The organism is Bosea sp. F3-2 (assembly GCF_008253865.1).
Classification (GTDB): domain Bacteria; phylum Pseudomonadota; class Alphaproteobacteria; order Rhizobiales; family Beijerinckiaceae; genus Allobosea.
The window spans coordinates 361,163-387,010 of the sequence record NZ_CP042331.1; the positions used below are offsets into that span (position 1 = coordinate 361,163).

Here is a 25,848-nt window from a genome sequence, read left to right on the forward strand (position 1 = left end):
AATCTCGTGCCAAGGGCGGCTCGGGAGCCTCCATCTTCGTGAGATTCTCGGGTCTCCCTTCGGGCGCCCGAGAATGACGGTGGAGAGGGGGCCCGCTCAGCTGTAGCGACCTTCCAGCCTGCGGTCGATCGCCAGCGCTGCCAGCGTGCAGAGCGCGCCGGAGAGCAGATACACGCCGACCCAGGCGAGGCCGAAGGTGCTCGACACCGTCAGCGCCACAAGTGGCGCGAAGCCTGCGCCGATGAGCCAGGCGAGGTCGGAGGTCAGGGCGGCGCCGGTGTAGCGGTACTGCGTGCCGAAGCTCGAGGCGACCGCGCCGGCAGTCTGGCCGTAGGAGAGGCCGAGCAGGCCGAAGCCGATGATGACGTAGATCGTCTGGCCGGCGAGGCTGTCGCCGAAGAGCAGCGGCGCGACGATGCTCGACAGGCTGAACAGGGCGATCATCGAGCCGGACAAGAGCAGCGTGTTGCGGCGGCCGATCTGGTCGGCGATCAGGCCGGAGGTGACGATCGCGCCTGCGCCGACCACAGCGCCGGCGCCCTGCACCAGCAGGAACTCCGAGACCGAGCGGTCGGTGAAGAGGTTGATCCAGCTCACCGGGAAGATGGTGACGAGGTGGAAGAGCGCGAAGCTCGCCAGCGGCACGAAGGCGCCGAGGACGAGCGTCCAGCCATGGGCCCGGATAAGCTCGGATACCGGCACCGGCATCAGCTCGCGCGTTTCCATCAGCTCGGCGAATTCATGGGTCGCGACCATGCGCAGCCGGGCGAACAGGGCCACGACGTTGATCGTCAGCGCGACGAAGAAGGGGTAGCGCCAGCCCCAGCCGAGGAAGTCCTCCTTCGAGAGAGCGCCCTCGAAATAGGCGAAGAGCCCGGCGGCGAGGATGAAGCCGAAGGGGGCGCCGAGCTGCGGCAGCATCGCATACCAGCCACGGCGATTGGGCGGCGCGTTGAGCGCAAGCAGGGAGGACAGCCCGTCCCAGGCACCGCCGAGCGCGATGCCCTGCAGCAGGCGGAAGCCGGCGAGGATGACGACGGACCAGATGCCGATCGTCTCGTAGCCCGGCAGGAAGGCGATGGCGGCGGTCGAGCCGCCGAGGAGAAAGAGCGCCGCGGTGAGCTTGGTGGCCCGGCCGTGGCGGCGGTCGATCGCGAAGAACAGCACCGAGCCGAATGGGCGTGTCACGAAGGCCAGCGCGAAGATGCCGAAGGCGTAGAGCGTGCCGGTGAGCCGGTCGGCGAAGGGGAAGACCAATTCGGGGAAGACCAGGACGCAGCCGAGACCGAAGACGAAGAAATCGAAATATTCCGATGTGCGGCCGATGATGACACCGAGCGCGATGTCGGCGGGCGTGACATGGTCGCGCCCGTGATCGACCGCCAGATGCCCCGGTGAATGGCTCGCCGCGTCAGCGCTCATGACCGCGAATTCCTCGCTGAGGGGCTGACCGGAACGACCGGGCTTGCCCGCGCCTCATACAAATGGATACGGTGGATAGAAGCTACCCGTCAAACCGTCGCAATGGGACAGATTGTCCGATGTGCGGTGCGAAAGAATGAGAATAGAGAACGGCTGTTCCCGGAAGAGGGGGGTCTCGAGTCTCTTGCGGATCTTTCGATTTTTAGCGGCTTTGCCGGTTTTTGCGCTGCTTGGCGGATGCCAGTGGGTACTGCTGTCGCCCTCGGGCGACATTGCGCTGCAGCAAAGAAACCTGATGCTCGCCTCCACGGCGCTGATGCTGCTCATCATCATTCCGGTGATGGCGCTGACGATTTTCTTCGCCTGGCGCTATCGCGCCTCGGCCAAGGCCACCTATCATCCGGACTGGAACCATTCGCTGCCGCTCGAGGTGGTGATCTGGTCGGTGCCGCTGCTGATCGTCGTCATCATCGGCGCGATGACCTGGATGGGCACGCATCTGCTCGATCCCTATCGGCCGCTCGACCGCATCAGCGCGGGCAAGCAGGCTCTCGCGGCCAAGGCCGGCGAGACGGCCCCCAGGAAGGAGCCGCTGGTCATCCAGGTCGTGGCCCTCGACTGGAAATGGCTGTTTCTCTATCCGGCGCAGGGCATCGCCTCGCTCAACGAGGTCGTGGCGCCGGTCGATCAGCCGATCGAGTTCCGCATCACCTCCTCTTCGGTGATGAACTCGCTCTTCATTCCCGCGCTCGCCGGCCAGATCTACGCCATGCCGGGCATGCAGACGAAGCTCAACGCCGTGATCAATCACCCCGGCGATTTCGAGGGCTTCTCCGCGAACTATAGCGGCGCCGGCTTCTCCGACATGCGCTTCCGCTTCCGCGGGGTCGACGAGAAGAGCTTCGGCGATTGGGTGCAGGGCGCGATCCGCAACGGCAAAACGCTCGGGCGCGAGGAGTATCTCGTGCTGGAGCGCCCCAGCGAGCGCGAGCCGGTGCGCCAGTTCCGCGACGTCCCGTCCGATCTCTTCGGCGCCATCCTCAACATGTGCGTCGACCGCGCCAAGATGTGCACGCGCGACATGATGGCGATGGATGCCAAGGGCGGCGGCGGCAAGGAGGGCATCCATATCGTCGCATCGCTCGAATACGACAAGAGCGTGCGCCGGGGCGGGCAGCCGATGCCGCCGCGTCCCTTCGTGACGGCGATCTGCACGCCGACCGATGTCTACGGCACCGCGGGCGTCACCGCTCGCGTCGCCAACTAGGGCGCTTGCGCGGAGCGAGCGAGGGAACCATGACGTCCTACCCCGACTGGTGGAAGCTGCTGTTTGGACGCTTCACTCTCGAAGCGATCCCCTATCACGAGCCGATCCTGATCGGGACCTTCGCCGCGGTCGCGCTCGGCGGCCTCGCGCTCGTCGCGCTGATCACCCGGTTCAAGCTCTGGGGCTATCTCTGGCACGAGTGGTTCACCAGCGTGGACCACAAGAAGATCGGGATCATGTACATGATCCTGGGCGTGATCATGCTGCTGCGCGGCTTTGCCGACGCGCTGATGATGCGCGGCCAGCAGGCGATCGCCTTCGCCGGCAGCGAGGGCTACCTGCCGCCGCACCATTACGACCAGATCTTCACGGCGCATGGCGTGATCATGATCTTCTTCGTGGCGATGCCCTTCGTCACCGGCCTGATGAACTATGTCATGCCGCTGCAGATCGGCGCGCGCGACGTCGCCTTCCCCTTCCTGAACAATTTCAGCTTCTGGATGACGGTGGGCGGCGCGGTGCTGGTGATGGCCTCGCTCTTCGTCGGCGAATTCGCCAAGGTGGGCTGGCTCGCCTATCCGCCGCTCTCGGGCGCAGCGTACTCGCCCGGGGTCGGCATGGATTACTACCTATGGGCGCTGCAGATCGCCGGCGTCGGCACGACCCTGTCGGGCGTCAACCTGATCGCGACCATCGTCAAGATGCGCGCCCCCGGCATGGACATGATGAAGATGCCGGTCTTCAGCTGGACGGCGCTGTGCACCAACGTGCTGATCGTCGCGACCTTCCCGGTCCTGGCGGCGACGCTCGCGCTGCTGACGCTCGACCGCTATGTCGGCACCAACTTCTTCACGAACGATCTCGGCGGCAACCCGATGATGTACGTGAACCTGATCTGGATCTGGGGCCATCCCGAGGTCTACATCCTCATCCTGCCGATCTTCGGCGTCTATTCGGAGGTGGCCTCGGCCTTCTGCGGCAAGCGCCTCTTCGGCTACGCCTCGATGGTCTATGCGACGGTGGTCATCACCATCCTGTCCTACCTCGTCTGGCTGCACCACTTCTTCACGATGGGCTCGGGCGCCAGCGTGAACTCCTTCTTCGGCATCACGACGATGATCATCTCGATCCCGACGGGCGCGAAGATCTTCAACTGGCTGTTCACGATGTATCGCGGCCGCATCCGCTTCGAATTGCCGATGATGTGGCTTGTCGCCTTCATGCTGACCTTCGTCATCGGCGGCATGACCGGCGTGATGCTCGCGGTGCCGCCGGCCGATTTCGTGCTGCATAACAGCCTGTTCCTGATCGCCCATTTCCACAACGTCATCATCGGCGGCGTGGTCTTCGGCGTCTTCGCCGGCATTGCCTACTGGTTCCCGAAAGCCTTCGGCTTCAGGCTCGATCCGTTCTGGGGCAAGCTTTCCTTCTGGTTCTGGGTGGTCGGCTTCTACGTCGCCTTCATGCCGCTCTATGTGCTCGGCCTGATGGGCGTGACGCGGCGCCTGAGCCGCTTCGAGGATCCCTCGCTGCAGATCTGGTTCGTGGCTGCGGCTGTCGGAGCGGTGCTGATCCTGTTCGGCATCCTCTGCTTCCTGATCCAGATCGGCGTCAGCATCCTGCGCCGCGAGGCGTTGCGCGATACGACCGGCGACCCCTGGGATGCGCGCACGCTGGAATGGTCGACCTCCTCGCCGCCGCCGGCCTACAACTTCGCCTTCACGCCGATCGTGCATGACCTCGACGCCTGGGCCGACATGAAGAAGCGCGGCTATGAGCGCCCGCTCGGCGGCTTCCGGCCGATCCACATGCCGCGGAACACCGGCGCCGGCGTGATCATCGCCGGGCTCGCGACGATCTGCGGCTTCGCGCTGATCTGGTACATCTGGTGGCTGGCGGCGCTCACCTTCGTCGGCGTCCTGGCGACGACGATCGCGCATACCTTCAACTACGACCGCGACTTCCACATCCCCGCCGAAGCCGTTCTGCGCGAAGAGGATTCGCGCACCGAACTGCTGAGCCGGGCCTGAGGGGCGATGATGAGTATAGACCCTCAGGCGATAGCGGAAGCGCAGGCCGCGAACGGCGTTCCGGCGTTCTACGTGACGGAAGACGAGCACGCGCACTCCGGCGGCTCGACCATGCTCGGCTTCTGGCTCTACATCATGAGCGATTGCCTGGTTTTTGCAGTCCTCTTTGCGACCTTTGGCGTGCTGGGGCGCAACTACGCGGCGGGGCCTTCAGGCGCTGATCTGTTCGACCTCAGGCTGGTGGCGGTCAACACCACCATGCTGCTGCTGTCTTCGATCACCTACGGCTTCGCCATGCTGGCGATGGACAAGGGCCGGCAGGCGGCGATGCAGGGCTGGCTGGTCGTCACCGGGATCTTCGGCCTCGCCTTCCTGGCGATCGAGCTCTACGAGTTCGCGCATATGATCCATGAGGGCGCGACGCCGATGCGCAGCGCCTTCCTGTCCTCCTTCTTCACGCTGGTCGGCACGCACGGGCTGCACGTCACCTTCGGCCTGATCTGGCTGACGGTGCTGATGGTCCAGGTCTCGCGGCGCGGGCTGATCGAGGCCAACCGGCGCCGGCTGATGTGCCTGAGCATGTTCTGGCACTTCCTCGACATCGTCTGGATCGGTGTCTTCACCTTCGTCTATCTGATGAGCGTGCTGAAATGAGCGCTAGCCAGAACCACGCCGAGCATCACGACGGGCACGGCAGCCACGGCGAGCCGCATGGCAGCCTGCGCGGCTATATCACCGGCTTCCTGCTTTCGGTCGTCCTGACCGCGATTCCGTTCTGGCTCGTCATGAACGACGTGCTCGCCAATTCGATGCTGACCGCGATCGTGATCATGGGCTTCGCCGCCGTGCAGATCGTCGTCCACATGGTCTACTTCCTGCACATGAACAGCCGCTCCGAAAGCGGTTGGACGATGATGGCGCTGATCTTCACGATCGTCATCGTGGCGATTGCGCTCTCGGGCTCGCTGTGGGTGATGTACCACCTCAACAGCAACATGATGCCGACCGAGCTGCACAAGATGTGAGAGACCGCTTGGCAACTCTACTGCGGCGGTCGACTGACGGCGCTTTCTGCGCTTCCGGTGCTCACGTACGAAAGTACGCTCCGCTCCGGTTCTCGAAAACACCGCCATTCGACTCACCGCAGCGAGTTGCCAACCAATCTCTAAGCGCGCCGCGATGACGCCGCCGCTGGAAGCCAGAGCGAAAGGCCGCCCGCGCCTAGCTCGTTTCGTCTTCGCCGTGGCGCTCTGCCTGATTACGTTCGTCTCGGCCGGCCTTGGCATCTGGCAGGTCCAGCGGCGGAGCTGGAAGCTCGCCCTGATCGCCCGCGTCGAAGCGCGCATCCACGCCGCGCCCGTCGCGGCGCCGGGGCCAGCGGAATGGCCGGCAATCGATGCTGACAATGCCGAGTATCGCCGCGTCGCCCTTCAGGGCCGCTATCTCGACGCGCCCGAGACACAGACCATGGCTGTGACCGAGCGCGGCCCCGGCTTCTGGGTGCTCGCGCCGTTCCGAGACGACGCTGGCTTCACCGTTCTCGTCAATCGCGGTTTCGTGTCGGAGGAACGGCGCGGGCCGGAGGAGCGGCGCAAGGTGGCCGGCGAACAGGCGAGGGTGGTTGGGCTGCTGCGACTGACGGAGCCGGGCGGCGGCTTTCTGCGCGCCAACGATCCTACCGGCGGGCGCTGGTATTCGCGTGACGTTGCCGCGATCGCCTCGGCGCCAGAACTGGGCGTGGTCGCGCCCTACTTCGTCGACGCTGACGCTGCCTCCGAACCTGGCCCATTGCCGCAGGGTGGCATGACCCAGGTCGGCTTCCGCAACACGCATCTGATCTACGCGCTGACCTGGTTCTGTCTCGCGCTGATGAGCGCCGGTGCCGGCATCTTCCTGCTGAGAGGCAAGGCCGATGAGGAAACGTCGGCCTCATAACACCGCGACGAGAAGGCGTCATTCCGGGCGGAGCAAAGCGAAGACCCGGAATCCATCGTGGAGCGCAGCGCCCTTCGAGGGATTCCGGATCGGCGCCGCTTCGCGGCTTGTCCGGAATGACGTCGGAGTCGGGCTGGTTCTCAGCCTTCGTTCTGCAACTGGCCAAGTTCGTGCAGCAGCGCCGCGCCCGTCCGGATGCCGCTCTGGAAGCAGTCCAGCGTCATGTTCTCGTTCGGGGCGTGGTTGGCCTCGTCATGGTTGGCATAGGGCGTGACATAGGCGGGGATGCCGAGGATCTTGGTGAAGACGTAGTTCGGCAGGCTGCCGAAGCCGGCCGGGATCAGCAGCGGCTCCTCGCCATGGGCGGCGACGAAGGCGCGGCGCAGCGGCGCGGTATAGCGCGAGGCGATCTGCGTCTTGGAGGGCAGCATGCCCGTTTCCTCGACGATGAACTCGACCTCCGGCGCGTGCTTTTCGACATGCGCCCTGACCTTGCGCAGGATGTCCTCCGGGTCCTGCGCCTCGACGAGGCGGATGTCGCATTTCACCAGCGCCTCGTTCGGCAGCACGGTCTTGGTGCCCGGGCCGCCATAGCCGCCATGGAAGCCGTTGATCGTCAGCGTCGGCTGGAAGCAGAGGCGGTCGTAGAAGGGGCGATCGAGCGGCGCGTCGAGGCGCTTGAGACCGAGGCCCTGCTTGAAGGCCGCGATATCGAGCGGCAGGCGCTCGATCGCCTCCAGGTCCTCGGCTGTCGGCGGTTCGACGTCGTCGTGCAGGCCCTCGATGGTGATCTCGCCAGCCTCGTTCTTCATGGTGGCGAGCAGATGGACCAGCGTCCAGATCGGGTTCGGCACCACGCCGCCGAAATTCCCGGAATGGACGTCGCGGCTGGCATGGCGGCAGCGCAAATCGAAGGAGACGACGCCGCGCGATCCGAACTTGATGGTGGGCGCGCCGCTGGCATGGCGCGGGCCGTCGGCGGTGACGGCAAGATCGGCCTTGAGCAGCTCCTGGTTGGCGCGCACGAAGCCGGCGATGCGCGGGCTGCCGATCTCCTCCTCGCCCTCCAGCAGCAGAATGACGTTGCAGGGCAGTTCGCTATGGACCTTGAGATGGGATTCGATCGCCAGGATCTGGGCGAAGTGCTGGCCCTTGTTGTCCCCGACGCCGCGCGCATAGAGCCGGCCGTCGCGGATCGTGGGCTCGAAGGGCGGGGAAACCCATTTGTCGAGCGGGTCCGGCGGCTGCACGTCGTAATGGCCGTAGAGCAGCACCGTCGGCTTGCCCGGCGCCTTCTCCCAGCGCGCGACGACCATGGGATGTCCTTCGGTCGGCACGAGGCTGGTCTCGAGCCCGATCTCGGTCAGCATCTCGACCAAGAGCGCTCCGACCTCGGCGATGCCGATGTTCTCGGCGCTGATGCTGGGGTGGCGCAGATAGGCGATCAGCCGGTCGAGGAAGGCGCTGCGGTTGGCTTCGATATGATCGAAGACCGGAGCCAAGGCGTCGGAGGAAGCCATTTCGTTGTAGGCCTTTGCAGAGAAGCGTTGACATCGTGATTCAGGGGGCGGCCCGCATGTCGAGTCGGCTCCCCGAGCGCGGCGCGGCCAGCCTAGGGGGTGATCCTGCGGCTCTCAACCAGCGCCTCGCCATTCCTGCCGCAGCGGCCATGCGGCAAGGGCAGGCCGTGAAATATAAGACCCTCGCGCCCTTCGCCCGCCTCGTCATGCTGAATTTGGAAAGCTGACGCGGCGATTTCACCGGTTTACGCCCGCGATCCGACGCGGCAAAACGGGCGGCGGCGGGCCGGATCCAACATGTCCCGGCCGCTTCTGGGGAACATCAATGTTTAGAACGCCGGACTTCGACGAGCTGATCGACCGCCGCGGAACCCATTCCGCGAAATGGGACACGATGGAGAAGAACTATGGCGTGTCGGCTTCCGACGGCATCGCGATGTGGGTGGCCGACATGGATTTCCGGCCACCGGCCTGCGTCCAGCAAGCGGTCGAGCGCATGGCAAGCCACGGCGTCTACGGCTATTTCGGCGATGACCGCACCAACAGCGACGCCGTCCGCTGGTGGATGAAAACCCGCCATGGCTGGGAGGTGGCGTCGGAAGCGATCTTCACGACCCACGGTCTGGTCAACGGCACGGCGCTCTGCGTCGATGCCTTCACCGCGCCGGGCGACGGCGTCGTGCTGATGACGCCGGTCTACCATGCCTTCGCCCGCATCATCCGCTCCGCCGGCCGGCAAGTGGTCGAGTGCAGGCTGGGGACCGAGGAGGGGCGCTACGTCCTCGACATTCCGTCGTGGGACGCGCAGATGACCGGCCGCGAGCGGATGCTGATCCTGTGCTCGCCCCATAACCCGGGCGGGCGCGTCTGGACCGCTGATGAACTCCGCGAGATCGCGGCCTTCTGCAAGCGCCACGACCTGATCCTTGTTGCCGACGAGATCCACCACGATCTGGTCATGCCGGGGTATCGGCACACCGTGATGCCGCTGGCCGCGCCCGACATCACCGACCGGCTCGTGATGATGACGGCGACCACCAAGACCTTCAACATCGCCGGCGCCCATATCGGCAATGTCATCATCCCCGACGAGGCCCTGCGCGAGCGCTTCCGCGCGCGGATGAACGCACATGGCATCTCGCCCAATTCCTTCGGCATGGCGATGGCGACGGCCGCCTACAGCCCGGAAGGCGCGGCCTGGGTCGACCGGCTCGTGGCCTATATCGACGGCAACCGGAAGCTGTTCGACGACGGGGTGAACGCTATCCCCGGCCTGCGCTCGATGCCGCTCGAGGCGACCTACCTTGCCTGGGTGGATCTTGCCGGAACCGGCATGGAGCGTGCGGAATTCACCGCTCGCGTCGAGAAGCAGGCAAAGATCGCGGTAAACCACGGTCCGAGCTTCGGCTTGGGCGGTGACAGCTTCCTGCGCTTCAACCTCGCGACGCCACGCGCCACCGTGGTCGAAGCCGTCGAACGGTTGCAGGAAGCGTTCCGCGACCTGCAGTAGCGCTGTTTGCTAGAGCATCGGACCGAAAAGTGGAATCCACTTTTTGGAGAAATCCGATGCTAAAACAAAGGGCTAGATCGCCACTTCGCGTCCGATAGGACGCGCGGCGATCTAGGCAGCTGCGCCCGGCAGGCAGAACGCGCGTTGCGCCTCGTGCGGGACGATTGCCTCGCCCCGCATTCATCTCTCCGCTTTTCGCCGGGCCCGCACCGGCTTATTGATGGGAGCGGGGGACCTCATGAAACGGATACCCGGATACCGCCGCCGCCTGGCTGACATCGGATAGCTGATGACGGCCGATGCTTCCCACCACGTCGTCATCGTCGGGGCCGGTTTCGGCGGCCTGGAAGCGGCGCGCAACCTTGCCGGCGCGCCGGTCAGGATCACGGTCGTCGACCGGCGGAACCATCATCTCTTTCAGCCACTGCTGTATCAGGTCGCGACGGCGTCTTTGCCGACCTCCGAGATCGCCTGGCCTGCCCGCTCGCTGCTGCGCCGCTACCCAAACGTCACCACGCTGCTCGGCAGCGTTGTTGGCGTCGATACGAGCGCAAGGAAGGTGCTGATCGAAGGCGAGCCGCCGCTCGCCTTCGACAGCCTGATCCTCGCGACGGGAGCGCGCCACTCCTATTTCGGCCATGACGAATGGGAGCCTTACGCGCCCGGCCTGAAGACGCTGGAAGATGCGACGAAGATCAGGCGGCGCGTGCTGTCGGCCTTCGAGCAAGCGGAGTGGGAGACCGACGAGGCCCGGCGCGCCGAATTGCTGACCTTCGTCATCATCGGCGCGGGGCCGACCGGCGTCGAGCTTGCCGGGACGATCGCGGAGTTGGCGCATGACACGCTGCGCGCCGACTTCCGCAATTTCGATACGCGCAGCGCGCGGGTGGTTCTGGTCGAGGCTGGCCCGCGCATCCTGGCGGGCTTCACCGAAGATCTCTCGGCCTATGCCGACCGCGCGCTGACCCGGCTCGGCGTCGAGGTCCGAACCGGACATGCGGTGTCGCGCTGCACCGAGGACGGCATCGAGCTCGGCGGCACCTTCCTGCCGGCGAAGACGATCCTGTGGGCGGCGGGCGTCGCCGCCTCGCCGGCGGCGGAATGGCTGGGCGCTCCGGCCGACCGGGCGGGACGGGTGATGGCCAAGCCCGATCTCACCGCACCTGGTCATCCCGACATCTTCGTCGTCGGCGATACGGCCCATGTCGTCTCGGCCGATGGCAAGCCCGTGCCGGGCGTCGCGCCCGCGGCCAAGCAGGAGGGGCGCTACGTCGCCGGGGTGATCAAGGCGCGGCTGAAGGGCGAGGCCGCGCCGCCGCCCTTCGCCTACAGCAATGCCGGCAATCTCGCGACCATCGGCAAGCGCGCGGCCATCGTCGATTTCGGCTGGATCAAGCTGAAGGGACGCATCGCCTGGTGGGCCTGGGGCATCGCGCACATCTTCTTCCTGATCGGCCTGCGCAACCGCCTCGCCGTCGCGCTCAACTGGCTGTGGATCTATACCAGCGGGCATCGCAGTGCCCGCCTGATCACGCAGGGGCAGACGAAAGGCGGTGAGACAGGTTTGCCCCGCTAGGAACCACGCCGTCATCCCGGGCTTGACCCGGGATCCATGCCGGGGCGCTTCCGACCAAGCTTCAGGCATGGATCCCGGATCTCCGCTTCGCTCCGTCCGGGATGACCCGCGTTCCAGGCGAACAGGGCACGCTCTAGGAGTGCGGGAAATCCTCTGGCCTGAAAAACGGCGTGTCCTTCAGCTCCGGCTCGTCGAAGGCTTCGAGGTCGCGCCTGACCTCGACGATGTCCTGCCGGAAAAAGGCTGCGACGAGCGCCTGCGCGACTCGCTCTCCGGCGATGGCGACGCCGGGGATATCGCTCGCGATCGCACCGTGGCTGACAAGGGCGCCGTGGTTGACGAGGTGGATGCGTGAGAGCTCGGCCGGTGCGTTGGCATCACGCGGCTGCAGCTCGAAGCCCGGTCCGAGATAGGGCGCCTGCGCCAGAGCTGGGCGCATGAGCCCGGTCGGCGGGGTGTAGCGATCGCTCCAGCGCGCGATATGCGGCGCGAACTCTGCAAGCTCCGGGATGCGGGTCGCATCGACCTGGAAGCCGGTGGCCACGACCAGGAAGTCATGGCGGCGCTCGATGCGGTCTTCGGGCGTCTCGATGTCGAGCACGACCTGTTCACCCTCGCGCCTGACCGCTGCCACGCTATGCCGGAAGCGGATGTCGAGCCCGTCGGATTTCAGGGCGCGCAGCACGGTCTCATGTGGTGGCGGCGCCAGCATGTCGTCGATATAGGCCGCGAGCGCCCAGCGCTCGGCGTCGGGCAGGGCGCTCCAACCGTGGAAGTAGCCGGGATTGGCCGAGCCGCGGCCCTTGTTGATCTGCGGCAGATGCGGCCGGCGCAGATACATCGTTGCGCTCGCTGCGCCCTGCTCCAGCGCCGTCGCGGCATTGTCCCAGGCCGAGGCGCTGCCGCCGATCACGCCGACCGATTTGCCGCGCAGCCTCTCGAAATCGATCGGGTCGTTGCTGTGGGCGGCGAAGTCAGGTTTCAGCGACTGTGGCACGACATCCGGCCAGACATCACCACCTGCGCCGCCACGCCCCGTGGCGAGAACGGCATGGCGGGCGAAAACAGTCCTTGCTCCTTCGGCTGTCTCGATATCGAGGGCGAGCAGGTCGTTCTGCGGCCGCAGCTTCGTCAGTGCGGCCCGGTGCTCGACGGGCAGTGACAGCACGCGCTGCAGCCAGCTCAGATAGTCCACCCAGACGGCGTTCGGGATCTTGTAGAGTGCTTCCCACGCCGCCTCACCGAAGCTCGCGCCATACCAGGCGGCGAAAGTGAGTGAGGGGATGCCGAGGGCCGGCCCTGTCAGGGTCTTGGGCGAGCGCAGCGTGTCCATGCGCGCATAGCGATTCCACGGGCCTTCGCGCCCGGGCTCGTTGGCGTCGAACAGGGCGATGTTGACGATGCCCTTGGCGAGCAGGGCCGAGGCCGCGGCGATGCCGTTCATGCCGGCGCCGATAATGGCGACGTCGAGAACCGGTTCACCTGCGTCCGTCGTCCGCGGATGGAGCCAGGGCTTGGCGGGGAAGCCGAGCAGGGCGAGGTCGCGCTTCAGCTGCGCCTCATGCCGGGTGAGGCCGCCCGCGATCGGAACCGGCGTGGCGATGCGCTTCATCACGGAACCTCCGCCGTTTCGCGAACAGCCTCGACCGTGCCGAAGCCCTGGCCGGGGATCGAGGCCAGCAGGGCCTGCGTATAGGGGTGCCTGCGTTGGCCGAAGACCTCGGCCACCGTTCCGGCCTCCACGACCTCGCCGTTCTTCATCACCGCCACGAGATCGCAGACCTGTGCCGCGACGCGCAGATCATGGGTGATGAAGACGATGGAGAGGCCGAGGCGCTCGCGCAGATCGGCGAGCAGCTTGAGCACCTGCGACTGCACGGAGACGTCGAGGGCGGAGACCGGCTCGTCGGCGACGAGGACGTCGGGTTCGAGCGCCAGCGCCCGTGCCAGCCCGATGCGCTGGCGCTGGCCGCCGGAGAACTCATGCGGATAGCGGTCCACCGCAGCCGGATCGAGCCCGACGAGACCGAAGAGCTCGCGAGCGCGCTCCAGAGCCTGCCGGCGCGGCATGCCGTTGACGACGAGCCCCTGTGCGACGAGATCCCCGACCTTGCGACGCGGATTGAGCGAGGCGAAGGGATCCTGAAACACCATCTGGATGTGCCGGCTGCGCGCCCGCATTTCGGCGCGCGAGAGGGCGGTCAGATCCTCGCCCCTCAGGCGGATCGCGCCGGTGTCGGGGTCGATCAGCCGGATGATGCAGCGCGCCAGCGTCGACTTGCCGGAGCCGGATTCGCCGACGATGCCGAGCGTCGCCCCTTTCGGCAGCCTCAGCGATACGTCCTTCACCGCATGGGTGACGCGCTGGCCGCGGCCGAGGAAGCCGCCGGTGCGATAGGTCTTCGAGACGTTCTCGATCGTCAGGATCGCCTCGCTCGCGAGGGGGCGCGGCGGCGGCGGCTCGAGCGCCGGCACGGCCGCGATGAGCTGGCGGGTATAGGGGTGGCTCGGCCGGCTCAGCACGGACGCGGGCTCGCCCTGCTCGACGACGAGGCCGTGCTGCATCACCACGACGCGATCCGCGATCTCGGCGACGACGCCGAAATCATGGGTGATGAAGAGCACGGCGGTGCCCTTGCGCGCCTGCAACTCGCGGATGAGCTTGAGGATCTGCGCCTGGGTGGTGACGTCGAGCGCCGTCGTCGGCTCATCGGCGATCAGCACCTTCGGATCGAGCGCGAGCGCCATCGCGATCATGGCGCGCTGGCGCTGCCCGCCGGAGAGTTCGTGCGGATAGGCCTTGGCGGCACGCTCGGGCTCGGGGATCTGCACCTCTGCCAACAGGTCCTGGACACGGGCCGCGATCGCGCGCTTGCCGAGGTCGGTGTGGATGCTGAGCATCTCACCGATCTGGTCGCCGATCGTTCGCAGCGGATTCAACGCCGTCATCGGCTCCTGGAAGATCATGGCGATACCGGCGCCGCGAACCTTTCGCATCTCGGCTTCGCCGAGGGCGGCGATGTCGCGGCCTTCGAAGAGGACGCGGCCGCGCTCGATCGCGACGCCCGTGGGCAGGAGCCGCATGATCGCATTGGCGGTCATCGACTTGCCGGAGCCGGATTCGCCGACGACGCAGACGATCTCGCCCGCGTTCAGGTCCAGCGAGACGTCCTGCATCGCGTAGGGACGATCAGCGCCCTTGGGCAAGGCGACGGTCAGTCCGTCGAGGGTGAGGATCGCGCTCATCGTCCCTTGAGCCTCGGATTGAGGGCGTCGTTCAGCCCCTGGCCGACGAGCGAGACGCCGAGCACGGTGAGCAGGATCGCGACGCCGGGGATGGCCGAGACGTACCACTGCACGCGCAGGACATCGCGGCCGAGCCCGATCAGGTTGCCCCAGGAGGCGACGTTGGGATCGGAGAGCTTGAGGAAGGCGAGCGAGCTTTCGAGCAGGATCGCCACCGCCATCACAACGCTGGCATAGACGATCACCGGCGGCAGCGCGTTGGGCAGGATCTCGCCGAAGATCAGCTTGAGGTCGGAGAGGCCGATGGTGCGGCCGGCCTGCACGAATTCGCGGTTGCGCAGCGAGAGGAACTCGGCGCGGGTGAGGCGGGCGGGTGCCGGCCAGGAGACGATGCCGATCGCCACCATCACCGTCGGCAGCGTCGAGCCGAAGACGACGACCAGCACCAGCAGGAGCAGGAAGTTAGGCAGGGTCTGGAAGGCCTCGGTGATCCGCATCAGGGCGGTGTCGACCTTGCCGCCGTAGAAGCCGGCGAGCGCGCCGATGACGATGCCGATCGCGACCGCAATGACCGTCGCGACGACGCCGATCAATAGCGAGATGCGCGCGCCGTAGAAGATCTGCGCGGCGATGTCGCGGCCGGAATTGTCGGTGCCGAGCAGGAAGCGCGGATTGGCGAAGGGCCATTGCAGCGGCCGGCCGGCGAGCGCCAGCGGATCGCGCGGGAAGAGCCAGCCGGCGCTCGCCGCCATGGCGATGACGACCAGCAGGAGGACGAGCCCGATCACGGCGGCCGGGCTGCGGAAATAGCGCTTGAGGGCGTCCATCGCTCAGCCCTCCGGCGCGATGCGCGGGTCGAGACGCGCATAGAGCAGGTCGACGATGAAGTTCACGACGATGACTAGGAGCGCCGAGACGAAGACGATGCCGAGCAGCGTGTTGAGGTCGCGCTGGATTACCGATTCATAGGCGAGGCGGCCGAGGCCCGGCAGCGAGAAGACGCTCTCGACCACGACCGAGCCGCCGAGCATCGTGCCGGCCTGAAGGCCGATCAGCGTCACCATCGGCAGCAGTGCGTTGCGCAGGACGTGGCGGGTGATGACCCGCGTCTCGTCGAGGCCCTTCGAGCGGGCGGTGCGGACGAAGTCAAGGTTCAGCACCTCCAGCATCGCGCCGCGCATCAGGCGCAGATAGATGGCGAGGTAGATCAGCCCGAGCGTCAGCGTCGGCAGGATGAGGTGGCGCGCGATGTCGAGCGTGCGGGCGAAGCCGGTGAGGCCGGCGCCGATATCCTCGAAATCACCCGCCGGCAGCCATTGCAGGTGGACGGAGAAGACGACGATCGCCATCAGCCCGAACCAGAAGGAGGGCGTGGCGTAGAAGATCAGGCCGAGCGTCGAGATCAGCGTGTCCTGCCAGCGGTTGACGTCGCGCGCGGCGAGGACGCCGAACACGATGCCGGCGAAGAAGGCGAAGGAGAGGGCCGAGACCATCAGCAGCAGCGTCGCGGGCAGGCGCTCGACGATGACGCTGGCGACCGGCTTGCCGTAGATGGCCGAATGGCCGAGGTCGAAGCGCACCAGCCGCCAGAGATACTGGCCGAGGCGCTCGGCGGTGGAGAGATCGAGCCCGTAGAAGCGGCGCAGCTCTTCGGCGAGCTTCGCGTCGCCGCCGCCCATCTGCGCCATCATGGCATCGACGGTGTCGCCGGGCGCGAACTGCAACAGCAGGAAGATGCCGATCAGGATCAGCAACAGGGTCGGGATCGAGGCGGCGAGCCGCCGCCCCGCGAGGGTGAGGATACGCATGCCGTGTTGCCGCGGGCCGCGCGGAAGGGCGGCCCGCTCTCCTGTTCTTACTCGGCCAACCAAAGGTCGTGCCAGCTCGACGAGCCCCAGCGCGGGGTGTTCGAGTGGTTGCGGGCCTTGGCGCTGATCGTGGTGACGAAGATCTGCTCGATCGGCGTCCAGATCGGCAGCTCGGTGTTCACCTTGCGGACGAACTCGCCATAGAGCGCCTTGCGCTTGGCCGGATCGACCTCGGTCGCGGCGTCGTCGATGATCTTGTCGATGGCCTCGTCCTTCCAGTCCCACTGGTTGGTCCAGGGCGCGCCTTTCGGCTGGCCGGAGCGGTACCAGACCGTGGTCGAGACGGCCGGATCGTTGCGGTACTGGTGCCAGCCTGTGGCGAGATCGAAATCCCAGTCGTTGTAGACGCTCTTCAGGAAGCCGCCGCCGTCGACGCGCACGATATCGACCTTGATGCCGACCTGCGCCAGCGACTGCTGGATGAAGGTGGAGAACAGCGAGATGTCCTCGCCCCAGGGGGCAGGGGTGAGACGCAGCGAGAAGCGCGTGCCGCCGGCGCCGGGCTTGTAGCCGGCCTCGTCGAGCAGCTTGACCGCCAGCGCCTTGTCGAACGGGTATTGCGGGCCGTTGTCGGCCGGGTAGAAATCGGTCGAGACCGAGGGGATCGGTCCGGTGCCGCGCTTGGCGAAGTCGCCAAGGAAGTTCTCGATGAAGAACGGGATGTCGAGCGCATGCGCGATGGCGCGGCGCACGCGGATGTCGGCGAGCTCCTTGCGGCGGAAGTTGAACTCGATCGTGTTGGTGCGGGCGTTGCCCTCGTTGCCCTTGGTCGAGACGATGAAGCGCTTGTCCTGCGACAGGCGGGCCATGTCCGAGATCGTCAGGCCAGAGAAGGGGCTGTAGTGCAGCTGGCCGGCCTCGAGCTGGGCGGCCGCGGCCGAACGGTCCGTGATGACGCGCCAGATGATCCGGTCGAGATAGGGGGCGTTATCGCGCCAGTAGTTCGGGTTGCGGTCGGCGATGATGTGCTGGCCGCGCTCATAGGCAACGAACTTGAACGGCCCGGTGCCGACAGGAGCGAGATTGACCGGGTTGTTCCGGATATCGCCCTTGCCCTCGTAGAGATGGCGGGCCGAGACGTAGCCGAGATCGGGCAGGGCGCGCAGCAAGAGGTTGAGCGGCATCGGCCGCTCGTAGCGGAAGATCGCGGTATGCGGATCGGGCGTGTCGACGGCGGTGAGGAAGAGCTGCAGCGTGGTGCCGTAGTTCAGGATCTTCTTCCACATCTCCATCGCGGTGAACTGGACGTCCGCCGAGGTGAAGGGCTGGCCGTCATGCCAGGTCACGCCCTTGCGCAGCTTGAAGGTGATGGTCTTGCCGTCCGGCGCCGCCTCCCAGCTCTCGGCGAGCACGCCGACCGGCTGGCCCTTGGCGTCGAGATCGACCAGCGGCTCCTGAATCTTGCCGCCGATGATGTAGACGCCGGTCGAAGCCTGCAGGCTCGGGTTGAGCTGGCGCTGCTCGGCTCCGTAGTGCACGCCGAAGACGCCGCCGCGGCGCGGCGTCTCCTGCGCGAAAGCCTTGAACGGGTCGACGACATTGGCCGCGATGGCGGCGGAGGTCATCAGGATTGAGCGACGGGTGAAGTCCATGAGGATTCTCGACGATCTGAGCTCGGAGGCTGAAAGGCCGGATACAAGAGGCGTGCCGGTCAGGCCGGCACGAAGCTGAGCACGGAGCCCGAGGCGCGATTGGCGGGAACGCTGGCCGCATCGCCATGGCGGATCGCGCCGGACGCCGCGGCGGCGGCGTCGAGATCGCGCGTGGCGAGGACGAGGGCCGCGACGCCCTTCGTCGCCGCGCCTTCCCGCACGGCGTCGGGATAGCGTTCGGCAAAGGTCTCGGCGGCATAGAACAGGATGTCGGCGCGCGAACGGCCGGAAGCGACGCGCCAGGCCGCGCCGTCCTGCCGGGCCGGCTCGTCGATCAGCCGCGAGAGATGCGCGGCGGCCGCCTGCGGGTCGACCGACAGGATTTCGATGCGTCGGATGGCGACGGCACCGTTGGCGTGCTGCTGCAGCACCGGCAGCCAGACATTCTCGCGTGTCAGATGCTGGCAGGCGAAGATGCGGATGCCGCCGGGCTGCTCGTCGAGCGGCCAGCGGAAGACGTTGAACTTGGCGTCGGCCTCGCCGCCACCGGGAAGCGGCACCGGCCGGCCGAAATGCACCGGGCCGATCGCCGGGAAGCCTCGCGCCGTGATCTCGGCGGCGCCGGCCGCGGCGTCGTCGGTAGTGAAGGCGATGCGCTCGACACCCTCGTGCTTCGCCAGGAAGTCGCGCATCGGCTGGTTCTGGTCCGTCGCGGCGACCACGCCGAGCAGTTCGAGATAATCCTCCTGCAGCATGATCGTGTAGTTGGCCGAGCCCATATGCGGCGAGTGCAGGCCGCGCGGCGAGATGGTGAAGCCGAGCTCCGCCCAGGCCTTGGCCGAGAAAGCGAGATCGCGGACGGCGACGACGACATGGTCGACGCCGAGAACATGAGCAAGAGACATTCTGCGGTCCGAGATGGTGCCGCCCAGCGGCAAGATGGGATGAAGAATTTCCTTCTTCGGGCGGCAATCTAATCGGGCGATACGGGGAATGTCCTTATCGTTGTTTTCCATTTTTGGAGATGAATAATCTCCTTTGAGAGGTGATTGCCGAACGCCCGAACTTCCGTGAAGCAGAGCAGGGCGCCCGAATGGAATCGCCATTGACGCGGCAATGAAGCGGGCATATACCCGCGATCAAATGTCCAGCACCTGCCACTGCACGCGCCTGAGGATTGCGACCCGCAAGATTGCGAGCTTGTACGATGCCGCGCTCACGCCGACGGGCATCAACATCGCGCAGTTCGCCCTGCTCAGGCATGTCAGGCGGCTGCAGCCGGTGAGCCTGACGGAGCTCGGCCGGCACCTCGAACTCGATCGATCGACGATGGGCCGCAATGTCCGCGTCGTCGAGAAGCTCGGCCTCGTCTCGCTCGGGCGCGGCGAGGATCACCGCGAGGCGGTGGTCACGCTGAGCGAGCAGGGGGAGGCGGTGCTCCGAAAGGCTACGCCCCTCTGGGAGGCCTGCCAGAACGATATCGTCGGCCGCCTCGGTGCCGAGCGCCTGAAGGCGATCGAGGAGCTGGGGCAGTTGCTCTGACACATTTAGACAGAAACGGGTAGATACCCATAAATTGGACCGAGTCATGTCGCAAAACTCAGTTGCCGGGGATCTGCCGGCGCTTCCACGCTTCTTCGCCGGCCGGGGAATCCACTATGGCTGGGTGGTCGCGGCGGTCACCTTCCTGACCATGCTGGTGACGGCCGGGGCGGTTGGCGCGCCTGGCGTGCTGATCGGCCCGCTGCAGCAGGAGTTCGGCTGGTCCACCTCGGATATCTCCTCCGCCTTCGCGATTCGCCTGGTTCTGTTCGGGCTGATCGGGCCATTTGCCGCTGCCTTCATGAACCGCTTCGGCGTCCGGCGCGTCGCCGCCGTCGCCCTGACGCTGATTGCTGCGGGCGTGCTTGGTTCCTTCGTGATGTCGACGGTCTGGCAGCTCATGCTGTTCTGGGGGATCGTGGTCGGGCTCGGCACCGGGTTGACGGCGATGGTGCTGGGCGCGACCGTCGCGACACGCTGGTTCTCGGCGCGGCGCGGGCTGGTGGTCGGCCTGCTCACGGCGAGCACGGCGACGGGTCAGCTCGTCTTCCTGCCCCTGCTCGCCTCGCTGTCGGAGGCGTTCGGCTGGCGCAGTGCGCTCGCCTTCGTGTTGGGCATGCTGCTTCTGGCGGCCGTCGCCGTGCTGATCCTGATGCGTGACCGGCCGTCCGATATCGGGCTTGCGCCCTATGGCGCGACGGCGCCGGCACCGACCGCTTCGGCGGCAGCTCCGCAGACGCTCGGCGCGATGCTGGCTTCGCCTCTGATCGCGCTGAAGGATGCTTCGCGCTCCGGCATCTTCTGGGCGCTGTTCGGCACCTTCTTCGTCTGCGGCGCCAGCACGAACGGGTTGGTACAGACCCATTTCGTTTCGCTCTGCGGCGATTTCGGCATGGCACCGGTGGCCGCAGCCGGGATGCTTGCGATCATCGGCATCTTCGACTTCGCCGGCACGGTCGGCTCCGGCTGGCTGTCCGACCGCTTCGACAGCCGCAAGCTGCTGTTCTGGTATTATGGCCTGCGCGGGCTCTCGCTGATTTACCTGCCCTTCACCAGCTTCAGCTTCTACGAGCTTTCCATTTTCGCGGTGTTCTACGGGCTCGACTGGGTGGCGACCGTCCCGCCAACGGTCAAGCTCGCGGCAGACCGCTTCGGCGAACGCGCCAACCTCGTCTTCGGCTGGATCTTCGCCGGCCACCAGCTGGGCGCGGCCTTCGCAGCCTGGGGCGCGGGCTTCAGTCGCACGGTTTATGCGAGCTATCTGCCGGCCTTCTTCATCGCCGGCGTGCTCTGCCTGATCGCAGCGCTCGCCATCGTTTCGGTGCGCGAGCCGCGCGAGCAGGGGCTCGTCCCGGCGGCTGCATGACTGTTGACGTTGCCATGCCGGCCGGCGCGCATATCTACGGATCATGATCGCGATTCCATTCGACAACTCCTATGCGCGCCTGCCGGAGCGCTTCTACGCCGCGGTCAATCCGACCGCGGTCGCTGCGCCCCGTCTGGTCAAGCTGAACGAGGCATTGGCGCGGCAGCTCGGCCTCGATCCGGACTGGCTGAAGGGGCCGGACGGCCTGGCCATGCTGGCCGGGAACAGCCTCGTCGAAGGGACGACCCCGATCGCGACGGCCTATGCCGGGCATCAGTTCGGCGGGTTCAGCCCGCAGCTCGGCGACGGGCGGGCGATCCTGCTGGGCGAGGTGGTGGACCGCGACGGCCAGCGCCGCGACATCCAGCTCAAGGGAGCTGGGCCGACACCGTTCTCGCGGCGCGGCGACGGACGGGCGGCGCTGGGGCCGGTGCTGCGCGAATACATCATCAGCGAAGCGATGGCCGCGCTCGGCGTGCCGACGACGCGGGCGCTCGCCGCGGTGCTGACCGGCGAAACCGTCCGGCGCGAGACGCTGCTGCCCGGCGCCATCCTGACCCGTATCGCCGCCAGCCATATCCGGATCGGGACGTTTCAGTTCTTTGCCGCCCGCCGCGATGTCGAGGCGCTGCGGCTCCTCGCCGACCACGTCATCGCCCGGCATTACCCGCAAGTGGCGGAGAGTGAGGCACCCTACCTCGCCTTGCTCGAAGCGGTGGTTGCCGCGCAGGCCGATCTCGTCGCGCGCTGGATGCTGATCGGCTTCATCCATGGCGTGATGAACACCGACAATATGTCGATCGCCGGCGAGACGATCGACTATGGCCCCTGCGCCTTCATGGACAACTATGACCCCGCCACGGTCTTCAGCTCGATCGACGAATACGGCCGCTATGCCTATGGCAACCAGCCGCCGATCGCGCTCTGGAACCTGACGCGTTTCGCCGAGGCGCTGCTGCCGCTCCTGGCAGAGGACCAGGAGAAGGCCGTCGCGGTCGCGCAGGACGCGGTCAACCGTTTCAACGAGCTCTTCCAGGCCAGTCTGATCGCTGGCTTCCGCCGCAAGCTCGGCCTTTACATGGAAGCGCCGGACGACGTCCTGCTCATCAAGGCGCTGCTCGATACGATGCAGCGCGGGCAGACGGATTTCACGCTGACCTTCCGGCGGCTCAGCGACGATGCTGTTGGCAATGGCCAGAGTTGCCGCGAGCTCTTCACCAGCCCCGGCGCGTTCGACGATTGGCACGGCGGCTGGCAGCAGCGGCTGCTGCAGGAGAGCCTATCCGCGGAAGAGCGCCAGCGCGCGATGCGAAGCGTCAATCCGCTGTTCATTCCGCGGAACCACCGCGTCGAGGCGGTGATCCAGGCGGCCGTGGAGCGGGATGATCTGGCGCCATTCGAGGAATTGCTGGCCGTTCTGGCGAAGCCCTATGACGAGCAGCCGGGCCGGGAGGCGTACACCCAGCCGCCGGCCGCGCATGAGCGCGTGCTGGCAACCTTCTGCGGCACCTAGAGCCTGCTGATTTTACGCGGAAACACGCCGTCATCCCGGGCTTGACCCGGGATCCATGCCAGAGCGCTTCCCGACAAAGGTTCAGGCATGGATCCCGGCTCTCCGCTTCGCTCCGGCCGGGATGACCCGCGCTTCCACCAAAACGCAGCATGCTCTAGCGTTTTGTGCTTCCTGCGATGATCCGAGTTTGCGGGCCGCTGTCGGCGAGACAGCGGCAGCTTTGTCAGTGCTGGCCGAGATAGAGTTCGGCTGCCTTCGGATCGTCGAGCAGGCTTTGGGCGGGGCCCGCGAGCGCGACCTTGCCGCCGTCAAGGATGCAGCCATTGTCGGAGATCGCGAGCGACTGGCGAGCACGCTGCTCGACCACCAGAACCGAGACGCCGAGTTCGGGCAGGCGCTTGATCAGCGCGAAGGCCTCGGCCACCTTGGCGGGGGCGAGGGCCGCTGTCGGCTCGTCGAGGATCATCAGGCGCGGGCGCGTCATCAGGGCGCGGGCGAAGGCGAGCTGCTGGCGCTCGCCACCGGAGAGCGACCCGGCACGGGCGCGCTTGCGTTCACCGAGCAACGGAAACGCCTCGAACAGCTCGCGGATCCGCTGCGCCTGATCGCGCACGCCGACGACGACCTGCAGGTTCTCCAGGATGCTCATCGAGCCGAAGACGTTGGCGACCTGCGGGACGTAGCCGATGCCGGCCGCGATACGGTCTTCCGTTGCGAGCGGAAGCAGGTCGCGCCCCTCGAACTGGATGCCGCCGGAGACGCGCGGCAGCAGGCCGACGATCGCCTTCGCCAATGTCGATTTGCCGGCGCCGTTGGTGCCGGCGACGGTCAGGATCTCGCCGTTCTGCAGCGACAGCGAGATGCCGTTGAGGATGTCGACCTCGCCGTAGCCGCCGCGGACGTCCTTGATTTCAAGCAGCGTCACGACACGCCTCCGAGATAGGCTTCGCGCACGACCGGGTCTTCGAGGACGGCGGCGGGCGCACCCTCGGCCAGAACCTTGCCGCGATCCATGACGGCGAGCCGCGGCACGAGCCGGGTCAGCGCCTCCAGATCGTGCTCGATGATGACGAAGCCGATGCCGCGCGCGTTCAGCTCCTCGATCCGCTCCATGATCTCGCCGATCAGCACCGGGTTGACGCCGGCGAAGGGCTCGTCGAGCAGGATGAGCTTGGGCTCGACCATCAGGGCGCGCCCGAGTTCGAGGAGCTTCTTCTGGCCGCCGGAGAGCTTGCCGGAAGGCACGTCGGCGACCTTGCCGAGCTTGAGAAAGGCGATGGTGCGCTCGACGGTCTCGGCGATCGCCGCTTCTTCCTTGCGGACCTGGCCAGGGCGGAAAAAGAGGCCGAGCAGGCTCTCGCCGGTCTGATCGGGGGCGGAGGCCATCAGGTTCTCGCGCACCGTCAGATGCGAGAACTCGCGCGGAACCTGGAAGGTGCGAACCATGCCGGCGCGGGCGCGTTGCGGCGGGGACAGAGAGTCGATCGAATCACCGTTCAGCCGGATCTCGCCTGCATCGGCCGGGACGAAGCCGGAGATGACGGAGAAAAGCGTCGACTTGCCGGCGCCGTTCGGGCCGATGATCCCGAACAGCGCATCGGTCTCGATGGTGAGGCGCACGCCGTCGAGGGCCTGGAAGCCGCCGAAGGACTTGGTGATGTCGCGGATTTCGAGGCTCATCGCTTGGTGTAATCCCCCATGAGCCCCTGCGGCCGATAGATGATGAACAGGATCAGCAGCAGGCCGACGAGCCCGATCCGGACCGAGGCCATGTCGACCTCGGAAATGCCGGGCACGATATCGCGGATGAAGCGCGAGCCTTCGAGGAAGACCATCAGGATCACCGAGCCGATCACCGCGCCGGAGACGCGGCCGACGCCGCCCATGATGATCGCCATCCAGACATAGAAGGTGACGAGCGGGATGTACTGCTCGGGCACGATGTAGGTGATGTAGTGGGCGTAGAAGGCGCCGGCGATGCCGGCCAGAGCCGCGCCGACCACGAGCACCTGGATCTTGAAGCGCGGCGGGTCCTTGCCCAGCGCCTGCACCGCCTCTTCATTGTCGCGGATCGCCTCGATGATGCGGCCGAAGGGCGAGCGGGCGATCCGGAGGATCATCCAGGCGGCGACCACGGTGACGGCCAGTATGGTGGCGAAGGTGGCGAGCTGCCCGGCCGCACCGCCGAGGCCGGAATAGAGCCGCGGAATGCCGGGGATGCCCTGCACGCCCTTGGTCAGCCAGCGCTCGCTCGTCAGCACGATGCGCACGACCTCCGAGAAGCCAAGCGTGACGATGGCGAAGTAGTCATCACGCAGGCGCAGCGAGACCAGGCCGATCGGCCAGGCCGCTACGCCGGCGAGGAGGGCCGCGCCCGCAAAGCCGACGATGAACGGCGCGCCGTTCAGCACGAGCAGCGCGCTGGTATAGGCGCCGATCGCGAAAAAGCCGACATGGCCGAAGTTGATCAGGCCGGTGAGCCCGTATTGCAGCGTCAGCCCGAGGCTGAGCAGGACGTAGATCAGCGCGATGATGCCGATCGCGACGAGATAGGCTTCCATCAGCGCACTCCCTCGACGCGGCCGAACAATCCGCGCGGCCTGACCAGCAGGACGGCGAGCATGATCAGGAAGGCGATGGCGATCTTGTAGGTGAAGCCGACGAAGGGGGTCGAAACCTCCTGCATCGCGCCGAGGATGAGCCCGGCGACGACCGCGCCGACCGGCGAGCCGATGCCGCCGAGGATCGCCGCGGTGAAGGCGGGCAGCAGCATTTCCCAACCGAATTCGGGCGTCACGATCGTCTTCATGCCGAGCATCATCCCGGCGATGCCGGCGACGGCGCCGGCGAGCAACCAGAGTGCGATCATGACGCGGCCCGGGCGGATGCCGGAGACGCGGGCGAGGTCGCGGTTGTCGGCGACGGCACGCATCTGCCGCCCAATCGCGGTGAGGTAGAGCAGGCCGAAGACGGCGATCAGGGTGACGAGCGCGACCAGCGCCATCTGCAGGTCGAGCGGCAGGATGCGCAAGCCACCGAACAGGTAGGGGCGCGAGAGCGGCACCTGAAACACCTGCTGGCCATGGCCGAAGGCGACGCCGAGCGCGGCCCGCAGCACGAAGGCGATGCCGATCGAGGCGACGAGGAGCGCGACGACGGAACGGTTGGCGAGCTTCCGGAACACGCTCCAATAGGCGAGGAGCAGCACGATGCCCGTCGCGCCGGCCGCGCCGAGCCCGGCAACAATGAAGGAGCCGCTGGCCTTGTGGGCTGCCAGCGCCGCATAGGCGCCGAGCGTCATGGAGTCACCGGTCGCGGCATTCGGAAAGCGCGCGATCCCGAAGACGAGCGTGATCGAGAGTGCCGCCAGGCCGATGACGAGGCCCTGGAACAGCCCGTTTACGAAAAGCTGAGCATAGAACATGGAGCTACCTGCTCGGGCATCGCCGCGGCCGGAGCCA

General features: G+C 66.7%; 23 protein-coding genes. 11 read left to right on the plus strand and 12 right to left on the minus strand.

Going from position 1 to position 25,848, the window contains the following annotated elements:
- Positions 1–96 precede the first annotated feature (96 nt).
- On the minus strand, positions 97–1,422 hold the full coding sequence (locus FQV39_RS01790) for an MFS transporter (protein WP_149128743.1): 1,326 nt from the start codon (positions 1,420–1,422) through the stop codon (positions 97–99).
- A gap of 136 nt (positions 1,423–1,558) precedes the next feature.
- Between FQV39_RS01790 and cyoA the strand changes: the two genes are divergently transcribed.
- The 5 genes from cyoA to FQV39_RS01815 all read left to right on the plus strand — a co-directional run bounded on the left by cyoA (position 1,559) and on the right by FQV39_RS01815 (position 6,654).
- Entirely contained in the window at positions 1,559–2,689 is a 1,131-nt protein-coding gene (gene cyoA, locus FQV39_RS01795) for a ubiquinol oxidase subunit II (protein WP_149128744.1), read from the plus strand.
- Between the two features lie 29 nt (positions 2,690–2,718).
- Positions 2,719–4,719: a cytochrome o ubiquinol oxidase subunit I gene (gene cyoB / locus FQV39_RS01800; protein ID WP_149128745.1), complete on the plus strand. Its 2,001-nt coding sequence runs from the start codon at positions 2,719–2,721 to the stop codon at positions 4,717–4,719.
- Positions 4,720–4,728: 9 nt separating this feature from the next.
- Entirely contained in the window at positions 4,729–5,373 is a 645-nt protein-coding gene (gene cyoC / locus FQV39_RS01805) for a cytochrome o ubiquinol oxidase subunit III (protein WP_472840670.1), read from the plus strand.
- Positions 5,370–5,744, plus strand: a complete 375-nt coding sequence (gene cyoD / locus FQV39_RS01810) for a cytochrome o ubiquinol oxidase subunit IV (protein WP_149128747.1) — start codon at positions 5,370–5,372, stop codon at positions 5,742–5,744. The genes cyoC and cyoD overlap by 4 nt, the downstream gene beginning before the upstream one ends.
- Positions 5,745–5,898: 154 nt before the next feature.
- Positions 5,899–6,654: an SURF1 family protein gene (locus tag FQV39_RS01815; protein WP_149128748.1), complete on the plus strand. Its 756-nt coding sequence runs from the start codon at positions 5,899–5,901 to the stop codon at positions 6,652–6,654.
- Between the two features lie 140 nt (positions 6,655–6,794).
- On the opposite strand, the gene FQV39_RS01820 is transcribed toward FQV39_RS01815, so the two are convergent.
- Positions 6,795–8,174, minus strand: coding sequence for a M20/M25/M40 family metallo-hydrolase (locus tag FQV39_RS01820; protein ID WP_149128749.1), 1,380 nt, complete (start codon positions 8,172–8,174; stop codon positions 6,795–6,797).
- Positions 8,175–8,230: 56 nt separating this feature from the next.
- Here FQV39_RS01820 and FQV39_RS33000 point away from each other — a divergent pair, with 56 nt between their 5' ends.
- The 3 genes from FQV39_RS33000 (at position 8,231) to FQV39_RS01830 (ending at position 11,260) form a co-directional block, all read left to right on the plus strand.
- Positions 8,231–8,401 carry a hypothetical protein gene (locus tag FQV39_RS33000; RefSeq protein WP_187640140.1) on the plus strand — a complete coding sequence of 57 codons (171 nt, stop codon included), beginning with the start codon at positions 8,231–8,233 and terminating at the stop codon, positions 8,399–8,401.
- Positions 8,402–8,499: 98 nt separating this feature from the next.
- On the plus strand, positions 8,500–9,684 hold the full coding sequence (locus tag FQV39_RS01825; RefSeq protein ID WP_149128750.1) for a MalY/PatB family protein: 1,185 nt from the start codon (positions 8,500–8,502) through the stop codon (positions 9,682–9,684).
- Positions 9,685–9,973: 289 nt separating this feature from the next.
- On the plus strand, positions 9,974–11,260 hold the full coding sequence (locus FQV39_RS01830; protein WP_149128751.1) for an NAD(P)/FAD-dependent oxidoreductase: 1,287 nt from the start codon (positions 9,974–9,976) through the stop codon (positions 11,258–11,260).
- A gap of 133 nt (positions 11,261–11,393) precedes the next feature.
- Here the strand turns inward: FQV39_RS01830 and FQV39_RS01835 are convergent, their stop codons facing one another.
- The 6 genes from FQV39_RS01835 to FQV39_RS01860 are packed head-to-tail and all read right to left on the minus strand — an operon-like array spanning position 11,394 to position 18,871.
- On the minus strand, positions 11,394–12,872 hold the full coding sequence (locus FQV39_RS01835) for an NAD(P)-binding domain-containing protein (protein WP_149128752.1): 1,479 nt from the start codon (positions 12,870–12,872) through the stop codon (positions 11,394–11,396).
- Complete coding sequence (locus FQV39_RS01840) at positions 12,872–14,506, minus strand: ABC transporter ATP-binding protein (protein WP_149128753.1); 1,635 nt, start codon at positions 14,504–14,506, stop codon at positions 12,872–12,874. The genes FQV39_RS01835 and FQV39_RS01840 overlap by 1 nt, the downstream gene beginning before the upstream one ends.
- Positions 14,503–15,333: an ABC transporter permease gene (locus tag FQV39_RS01845; protein WP_149128754.1), complete on the minus strand. Its 831-nt coding sequence runs from the start codon at positions 15,331–15,333 to the stop codon at positions 14,503–14,505. Before FQV39_RS01845 ends, FQV39_RS01840 begins: the two co-directional genes overlap by 4 nt.
- Positions 15,334–15,336: 3 nt before the next feature.
- Complete coding sequence (locus FQV39_RS01850) at positions 15,337–16,314, minus strand: ABC transporter permease (protein ID WP_149128755.1); 978 nt, start codon at positions 16,312–16,314, stop codon at positions 15,337–15,339.
- 47 nt (positions 16,315–16,361) lie between these two features.
- Positions 16,362–17,966, minus strand: a complete 1,605-nt coding sequence (locus FQV39_RS01855; protein ID WP_149128756.1) for an ABC transporter substrate-binding protein — start codon at positions 17,964–17,966, stop codon at positions 16,362–16,364.
- 59 nt (positions 17,967–18,025) lie between these two features.
- Positions 18,026–18,871 carry a VOC family protein gene (locus FQV39_RS01860; protein ID WP_149128757.1) on the minus strand — a complete coding sequence of 282 codons (846 nt, stop codon included), beginning with the start codon at positions 18,869–18,871 and terminating at the stop codon, positions 18,026–18,028.
- 238 nt (positions 18,872–19,109) lie between these two features.
- On the opposite strand from FQV39_RS01860, the gene FQV39_RS01865 reads away from it, so the two are divergent.
- From FQV39_RS01865 to FQV39_RS01875, 3 genes are read left to right on the plus strand one after another with little or no spacing between them, the layout of a single operon-like run.
- Positions 19,110–19,508, plus strand: a complete 399-nt coding sequence (locus tag FQV39_RS01865) for a MarR family winged helix-turn-helix transcriptional regulator (RefSeq protein ID WP_149128758.1) — start codon at positions 19,110–19,112, stop codon at positions 19,506–19,508.
- A 46-nt stretch (positions 19,509–19,554) separates the two neighbouring features.
- Complete coding sequence (locus tag FQV39_RS01870; RefSeq protein WP_187640141.1) at positions 19,555–20,874, plus strand: MFS transporter; 1,320 nt, start codon at positions 19,555–19,557, stop codon at positions 20,872–20,874.
- A 40-nt stretch (positions 20,875–20,914) separates the two neighbouring features.
- Positions 20,915–22,387: a protein adenylyltransferase SelO gene (locus FQV39_RS01875; RefSeq protein ID WP_149128759.1), complete on the plus strand. Its 1,473-nt coding sequence runs from the start codon at positions 20,915–20,917 to the stop codon at positions 22,385–22,387.
- A 223-nt stretch (positions 22,388–22,610) separates the two neighbouring features.
- Here the strand turns inward: FQV39_RS01875 and FQV39_RS01880 are convergent, their stop codons facing one another.
- Genes FQV39_RS01880 through FQV39_RS01895 form a run of 4 tightly spaced genes read right to left on the minus strand, consistent with a single transcriptional unit; the run spans position 22,611 to position 25,811 of the window.
- Positions 22,611–23,312 (minus strand): ABC transporter ATP-binding protein, encoded by a 702-nt coding sequence (locus tag FQV39_RS01880; protein WP_149128760.1) that lies wholly within the window; start codon positions 23,310–23,312, stop codon positions 22,611–22,613.
- The gene (locus tag FQV39_RS01885) at positions 23,309–24,067 is read right to left on the minus strand and encodes an ABC transporter ATP-binding protein (protein ID WP_149128761.1); all 759 of its coding nucleotides are present in this window, start codon (positions 24,065–24,067) and stop codon (positions 23,309–23,311) included. The genes FQV39_RS01880 and FQV39_RS01885 overlap by 4 nt, the downstream gene beginning before the upstream one ends.
- Positions 24,064–24,948, minus strand: coding sequence for a branched-chain amino acid ABC transporter permease (locus FQV39_RS01890; protein ID WP_149128762.1), 885 nt, complete (start codon positions 24,946–24,948; stop codon positions 24,064–24,066). Before FQV39_RS01890 ends, FQV39_RS01885 begins: the two co-directional genes overlap by 4 nt.
- Positions 24,948–25,811, minus strand: coding sequence for a branched-chain amino acid ABC transporter permease (locus tag FQV39_RS01895; RefSeq protein ID WP_149128763.1), 864 nt, complete (start codon positions 25,809–25,811; stop codon positions 24,948–24,950). The genes FQV39_RS01890 and FQV39_RS01895 overlap by 1 nt, the downstream gene beginning before the upstream one ends.
- Between the last annotated feature and the right edge of the window lie 37 nt (positions 25,812–25,848).